Here is a 7,467-nt window from a genome sequence, read left to right on the forward strand (position 1 = left end):
ATCAATTAGCGCTCTTTTAAGTTATCTTGATTTATTTCTTTTTTGACGGTTTGGTTGTTTAGTTGAATAGTTTGCTTTACCATATGCATTTTTACTTTTGTATTTAGCTGCATATTGATGACTTTTGTCTTTGATTAAGCAATGTTTTCCTTGTCCAATTAAATCCGCACGTCCTGCTTCCATCAATGCATCATACACTAAGTTATAGTGTTTTGGATTACGATATTGCAGCAAGGCTCTTTGCATTGATTTTTCTTTACTGGTTTTAGCCACATACACAGGTTTCATATCGCGTGGATCAAGTCCTGTATAGTACATCGTAGTTGATAGAGTACCAGGTGTTGGATAGAAATCCTGTACTTGTTCTGGTTGATGATGAATTTTATGTAGATACTGCGCAAGTTCAATTGCTGCATCTAAATCACTACCTGGATGACTTGACATTAAATAGGGAACTAAGAATTGTTTCTTATTGTATTCTTCATTTAAGCGATAATATTCATCCACAAACAATTCATATAGTTTACGTCTAGGTTTTCCCATTTTATCTAAGACTTTATCGCTAATATGCTCAGGAGCAACTTTTAATTGACCACTAATGTGATGTTGAACTAGTTCTCTAAAGAAACGATCATCACGGTCATACATAATATAGTCATAGCGAATTCCACTACGCACAAAGACCTTCTTTACTTTTGGTAATTCTCTAAGCTTTTGTAGTAGTTGTAAATAGTCTTCATGATTTACTTCTAATTGTTTACATGGTTTTGGCCACAAACACTGTTTTGATGGACATACACCATGTTCCACTTGTTTTTCACATGATGGTTGTCTAAAGTTTGCTGTTGGACCACCTACATCATGAATGTATCCTTTAAAGTCTGGTTCTGCGATCATCTTTTTTGCTTCTTCTACTAGTGATTCGTGTGAACGTGCTTGAATGACACGACCTTGGTGATAGGTAAGTGCACAAAAGTTACATCCACCAAAGCACCCACGATTGCTAATTAGTGAGAATTTCACTTCATCAATAGCTGGAACATGACCGATTTTTTTATACATTGGATGGTAATCACGTGTATAAGGTAAAGCATACGCATCATCAAATTCAGCTTGCGTAAGTGGGCGATTTGGGCGATTTTGTACAACGTACCAACCTTTATATGGTTCAACTAGTGTTTTTGCCACAAAGTGATCAGTATTCTTGTTTTGAATCATGAATGACTTCGCATAGGTTTTCTTATCACGTACAATTTCTTCATAACTTGGTAAAATAATTGGTTCAAAAGCATTGGTAATGTCCTTTGTTTTATAGACAGTTCCATCAAGATATGTAATATCTTTAATATCCAGTCCACTATCAAGTGCTTCTGCAACTTCAATAATACTGTTTTCTCCCATTCCATATAGAAGTAAGTCCGCATTCGCATCAATGATAATTGATTTTCTTACTTTATTATCCCAGTAGTCATAGTGTGCTGTTCTACGTAAACTCGCTTCAATTCCACCAAGGATAATTGTTGTGTCAGGATATGCTTGTCGTACCATTTGTGAGTATACAATAACAGCACGATCTGGACGTTTACCCATTTCACCATTCGGTGTGTAATAGTCTTTACGACGACGCTTTTTTGCCACTGAATAGTGATTTACCATGGAATCAATATTTCCAGAAGACACTAAAAAACCAAGTCTTGGTTTTCCAAAACGTTTAAAATCATCAACAGAACGCCAGTTCGGTTGACTTAAAAATGCAACTTTGTAACCATAATGTTCAAGTTGACGAGTAATAATGGCAGCTCCAAAAGAAGGGTGATCTAGGTATGCATCACCGCTCACGTAGACGAAATCCACTTCATCCCATCCACGATCTAACATTTCTTGTTTGGTTACTGGTAATAGTTTATTTTCTTTCATACCAAGTTATTATACATAAAGGTACTCACTTTTACTATGTGAAAATGAAGGAAATGTAAAAGAAAAAGATGGGTATACCATCTTATAGTTCCATTGATGCCAGTTTTGTGTGTAAGTCATCATACCAATTGTATGAATTTGTACACAGTAAACCATATGTATGTGGATTGCTTTCTTTTGGTAAAGAGATACTACCAGGGTTAATTACAACAATTCCATCGGTTTTTTTCATTACTGGAATATGGGTGTGTCCACTCATGAAAATATCACCTTCATTTAAGTTCTTAGGTAAATTATTCGGTCCATACACATGTCCATGACTCATGATAAGTTTGCTATTTCCTAAGAAAAGTGTTTGTGAGGTTGAAAGTAATGGGAAATCTAGAACCATTTGATCGACTTCACTATCACAATTTCCACGGCATGCAATGATTTTATCTTTAAGTGGGTTGAATAATGCAATAACTTCTTTCGGTGCATAATCTTTTGGTAGATCATTACGCGGTCCATGATACAAAATATCACCTAAAAGTATAAGCGCATCTGCTTCATGTTTATAAAACGCTTCAATGATTATTTTTGCATAATATGCACTACCATGAATATCACTTGCTATTAGATATTTCATCCTTTAATCCTCCTGCGACTTCTAGTAAGTCTTTTTTATTGTTTTTTTCTTGATGATGCACTACATATTTTACTAAATAATTAAGTACATTACCAATCTCTTTATGTTGATATCCTAGTTTTTTAATATCTTCTCCATTTACTGCTAGTTCCTTGATAGAGAATACTTCTTTTGCTTCTTGCATAATGTGTAGTTTTTTTATAACTTCGTCAATCGTTACATTTTTTTTGATTTGAGTTGTTTTTGATTTTCCCATATTATCTAATTTTTGAATCGTTAGGATTTCATGAGCAAGTACATAATTACCGTGCAGTTCATACATGAATTGTCGAATATCATCGATTCCATTTGTGACATAACGATCATGATAATAAATAAGCTGATACACATGTTGATAGCATGCTTTTGAAAAACGATACTCTTTTAATATCTTTTTTGCGTACGTTGCACTCAATGCAGCATGTCCTTTAAAATGTGTTATCCCATTAGCATCTACTTGCTTGCATGCTTTCTTTTTTATGTCATGAAAGAATAAAGCAAGTCGAATATCTAGTGGATAGCCAATACTGGCATTGATTACCGAATTCATATGTTCAAATACATCATAAATATGATATGTGTTGTGTTGTACTACATCATATGTTTCTTTAAATACGGGAAACAGAGTATCTAACACATTTGCATTACGAAGTATGCGTAAGGTATCTACTTGTTTACTTTGTAAGATCTTTACGAATTCAACTTGTAATCGTTCTTTTGAGATATGCTGAAGTAGATATGCATATTTTTGGATTGCAAGAAATGTCTCGTTTTCAATGGAAAAAGCGAGTGTTGCTTGAAATCGTAAAGCTCTAAGTATACGTAATGCATCTTCTTGAAATCGTAAAGAAGGATTCCCAACTGTGCGAATTTGTTTATGTTTGATATCATGCATACCACCAACATAATCAACAATATGAGCTCCATCATAACCTAAAGCATTCATCGTAAAATCACGTCTTGCGACATCATCAGCAAAGTTGTTTGAGAAACTTACATGTTCGGGACGACGAAAATCTTTATACTCATGGTCGCTTCTAAATGTTGTGATCTCGTAAGGTTGATTGTGATACATCCAGGTAATTGTTCCGTGTGCAATTCCTGTTGGTATGCTTTGAATATTATACTTATTAGCAAGTGCAATCATCTGCTTGGGTAGGGCATCTGTACATAAATCATAATCATGGATTACATTTCCTAAAATGGCATCACGAACACAACCACCAACTAGAAAAATTTGATAGCCTTCATTTTTAAAAAGTTGTAAAAGGTGTAATGCATCGCTGCTAAAAGGTGCATTAAAATTGAATGTATTCATAACTTTAGTATATCATAAAAATATATAATAAAATTAGCACTTAACACTTGACAGTGCTAAAAGATGGTGTATAATACAATTAGCACTTGGTATGGTAGAGTGCTAATAAGGAGGACACGATATGAATTTTGAGAAAATGTCATCAAGTCTTCAAGAAGTATTTATGAAGGCTGTTGAGTTAGCGAAAAGTGAACATCATGCAACAATTGATACCATTCACTTATTAAAAATCCTTTTTGAAAGTGAAGTCCTAGACGGATTATATAAACGATTACATATCAACAAGCAAAATGCGCTTGTTTTAATTGATGATGAAATGGGTAAAATTGCCCAAAGTTCTGGAGAACCAGTTTTAAGTAAGGAAGTAACAGATGCTTATAGCAAAGCTGAAGCATGGTCGAAACAACACAATGAGGAATATTTGGGATGTGCATCTTTTTGGATTGCACTGATGTCAAATAAATCATATATTTCTAAATTATTGAGAAAGCAAACAGGCTTTACTGAAAAAGAAGCATATACACAAGAATTAGAGAGAAGAGGTGATAAAGTAATGGATACACCGAACGCGGAAAACAACCTAGAAGCGCTTAGTAAATATGGGCGTGATTTAGTTGATGATGTAAAAAATGGAAAGATTGACCCAGTAATTGGGCGTGATGATGAAATTCGACGAGTAATTCAAATTTTATCACGTAAGACAAAAAACAACCCAATTCTAATTGGGGAGCCTGGAGTTGGGAAAACTGCGATTGTTGAAGGGATTGCATGGCGTATTTTTAAAGGAGATGTACCTTTTGGCTTACGCGAAAAGAAATTAATTGAGTTAGATATGGGTTCACTAATTGCTGGTGCAAAATATCGAGGTGAATTTGAAGAACGCTTAAAAGCAGTACTAGAAGAAGTACAAAAAGCGGATGGAAATATTATTTTATTTATTGATGAAATTCACAATCTTGTTGGTGCAGGAAAAACAGAAGGATCTATGGATGCTGCTAACTTATTAAAACCGTTGTTAGCTCGTGGTGAATTACGTTGTATTGGTGCAACTACTTTTAACGAATATCGCCAATACATTGAAAAGGATGCTGCTTTAGAAAGACGATTCCAAAGAGTTCAAGTAAATGAACCAACTCTAGAAGATACCATTGCAATTTTGCGTGGATTGAAAGATCGTTTTGAATCTTATCATGGAGTTCGTATTTTAGATGAAGCAATTATTAGTGCTGCTACATTATCGAATCGATATATTACTGATCGATTCTTACCAGATAAAGCGATTGATTTAATTGATGAAGCATGTGCACATCTTCGTGTTGAAATGGATTCAATGCCTGAAGAAATTGATGAATTAATGCGAAAAATAATGCAACTTGAAATCGAAGAAACTGCATTAAAAAATGAAGATGATGCCAAAAGTATGGATCGCTTATCAGTTATTCGCGAAGAATTAAAACAACTAAAAGCGAAAAAGGATGAACTTTATACAAAATGGAATGATGAAAAAGCAGTCTTAGAAGATTCTAAGAAAGCAAAAGTTCTATTAGAAAAAGCTCGTCTTGATTTGGAACAAGCACAAAGTGATGGACGATATGAAGAAGCTGCAAAACTGCAATATGAAACGATTCCAAATTTAGAAAAACAAATCAAAGAAGAAGAAAGTAGAGTGAAAAGTGATTCACTTATTTCAGAGACAGTAACTGAAGAAGATGTTGCAGTTATTGTGAGTAAATGGAGTGGTGTTGAAGTAAGTCGATTGGTTGAAAGCGAACGTAAAAAACTACTTGCTTTAAAAGATATCTTGGAACAACGTGTTGTTGGACAAGATGAAGCACTGACTTTAGTTACTGATGCGATCTTACGTAGTAAGGCACAAATTCAAGATGAAAATCGACCAATTGGTAGTTTCTTATTTTTAGGTCCTACAGGAGTTGGGAAAACAGAAGTTGCCAAGGCATTAGCGGAACAACTTTTTGATAGCGAAGATCATATCATTCGTATTGATATGTCTGAATATATGGAAAAACATAGTGTCTCACGTTTGATTGGAGCGCCTCCAGGATATGTAGGATATGAAGAAGGTGGACAGTTAAGTGAAGCTGTACGACGTAATCCATATTCAATTGTCCTCTTTGATGAAGTAGAAAAAGCGCACCCAGATGTATTTAACGTACTTTTACAAGTACTGGATGATGGACGTATCACTGATTCAAAAGGTGTCACGGTAGACTTTAAAAACACAATCTTGATTATGACAAGTAATATTGGTAGTCAATATGCATTTGATACTGACATACATGATATGAAAAATAAATACATGGGGGAAGTTAAAAACTATTTCAAACCTGAGTTTATTAACCGTATTGATGAAATTGTGGTATTTAATGCATTAGATCACGATATGTTAGTGAAAGTTGCTGCAAAATTCATGCATGAATTACAAGCACGTTTACTTAAGAAAGATATTCACTTGGAAGCAACACAAAATGTATATAATGCAATTGTTGCGCAAGGTGTAGATCCAGTATATGGTGCACGCCCAATGCGTCGTTACATTCAAAGAAATATTGAGACTCTCATTGCTAAAGAGATGTTAGCAAATGGTGTAAATCAAGATGATGTAATTTATTTAGACTATGATAAAAAAAGCGATGCATATACTGCAGAGATTCGACAAGCAAATCTATTAGCATAAAGTGGAGAAATCCACTTTTTTGCTTTATGTAAAGAAATATCATTACGAGTTGTGTATAATAAACATACATAGTAGAGGTGATGTTATGGATGCAAATGTAAGAAAAATCATGGATATCAAATTAAACAAAGTAAAAAAGAATGCTGAAAAGAATAATATGGAAGCATTAATCTTTGAATGTAAAGAAGATGTATTAAAGTTTTTAGATGAAAGAATTGCTGATGGTAGTCGTGTAAGTTTTGGTGGTTCAGAAACAATCAAACAAATTGGTGCACTCGATATGTTGCGTAATAAAGATATTGAACTCTTTGATCGTTATGCTCCTGGATTATCTAGAGAAGAAATTGAAAATGTATATAAACAAGCATTTACTTGTGATTACTATTTGATGAGCAGTAATGCAGTAACTGAGAATGGTGAACTGTTTAATATTGATGGAAATGGGAACCGTCTAGCTGCCTTAATTTATGGACCAGATAAGGTATATGTTATCGTTGGAGAAAATAAGATTGTATCTAATGTTGAAACCGCGATTGACCGTTTACGTAATGTAGCAACGCCAATGAATGGAGTGCGTTTAGAAAAAGAAACACCATGTGCAATTACAGGAAATTGCAATGACTGTACAAGTAGTGGGCGCATGTGTTCACATTATGTATTAACACGCCAACAAAATCCAAAAAACAAAGATCGTATTTGTTTATTATTAGTGAAAGAAGATTTGGGATTTTAAATCCAAATCCTCTTTTTTTAAGAAATAAGGTGTGTTTTTTGCTATAATCCTGTCTTTGACAGTCAAATGAAATAAAAACAGACAATAGACCCATGAATAAGGGGTTATAGTCTGTTTTTGTTTTGTAACGATATGTA

The 7,467-nt window shown here is 34.0% G+C and carries 5 protein-coding genes; 2 read left to right on the forward strand and 3 right to left on the reverse strand.

Translation table 11 applies throughout. The features are described from left to right. Positions 1–21 precede the first annotated feature (21 nt). The 3 genes from EDD63_RS08340 to EDD63_RS08350 form a co-directional block, all read right to left on the reverse strand. Positions 22–1,917 carry a YgiQ family radical SAM protein gene (locus EDD63_RS08340; protein ID WP_134170373.1) on the reverse strand — a complete coding sequence of 632 codons (1,896 nt, stop codon included), beginning with the start codon at positions 1,915–1,917 and terminating at the stop codon, positions 22–24. 82 nt (positions 1,918–1,999) lie between these two features. Then, a complete protein-coding gene (gene yfcE / locus EDD63_RS08345; RefSeq protein ID WP_134170375.1) occupies positions 2,000–2,545 on the reverse strand; it encodes a phosphodiesterase in 546 nt (181 codons plus the stop codon). Continuing rightward, a complete protein-coding gene (locus tag EDD63_RS08350; RefSeq protein ID WP_134170377.1) occupies positions 2,523–3,902 on the reverse strand; it encodes a CCA tRNA nucleotidyltransferase in 1,380 nt (459 codons plus the stop codon). The genes yfcE and EDD63_RS08350 overlap by 23 nt, the downstream gene beginning before the upstream one ends. A gap of 121 nt (positions 3,903–4,023) precedes the next feature. Between EDD63_RS08350 and EDD63_RS08355 the strand changes: the two genes are divergently transcribed. Both EDD63_RS08355 and EDD63_RS08360 read left to right on the forward strand, forming a co-directional pair. After that, positions 4,024–6,597: an ATP-dependent Clp protease ATP-binding subunit gene (locus EDD63_RS08355; RefSeq protein WP_134170379.1), complete on the forward strand. Its 2,574-nt coding sequence runs from the start codon at positions 4,024–4,026 to the stop codon at positions 6,595–6,597. Between the two features lie 85 nt (positions 6,598–6,682). Next, on the forward strand, positions 6,683–7,330 hold the full coding sequence (locus EDD63_RS08360) for a lactate utilization protein (RefSeq protein WP_134170381.1): 648 nt from the start codon (positions 6,683–6,685) through the stop codon (positions 7,328–7,330). The last annotated feature ends 137 nt before the right edge of the window (positions 7,331–7,467 follow it).

It is taken from the genome of Breznakia blatticola, assembly GCF_004365815.1.
GTDB lineage: Bacteria > Bacillota_I > Bacilli_A > Erysipelotrichales > Erysipelotrichaceae > Breznakia > Breznakia blatticola.

Excerpts from the sequence above, each read along its gene's own strand:
- EDD63_RS08340 (WP_134170373.1), bottom strand. The coding sequence starts at position 1,917 with ATGAAAGAAAATAAACTATTACCAGTAACCAAACAAGAAATGTTAGAT.
- yfcE (WP_134170375.1), bottom strand. The coding sequence starts at position 2,545 with ATGAAATATCTAATAGCAAGTGATATTCATGGTAGTGCATATTATGCA.
- EDD63_RS08350 (WP_134170377.1), bottom strand. The coding sequence starts at position 3,902 with ATGAATACATTCAATTTTAATGCACCTTTTAGCAGCGATGCATTACAC.
- EDD63_RS08355 (WP_134170379.1), top strand. The coding sequence starts at position 4,024 with ATGAATTTTGAGAAAATGTCATCAAGTCTTCAAGAAGTATTTATGAAG.
- EDD63_RS08360 (WP_134170381.1), top strand. The coding sequence starts at position 6,683 with ATGGATGCAAATGTAAGAAAAATCATGGATATCAAATTAAACAAAGTA.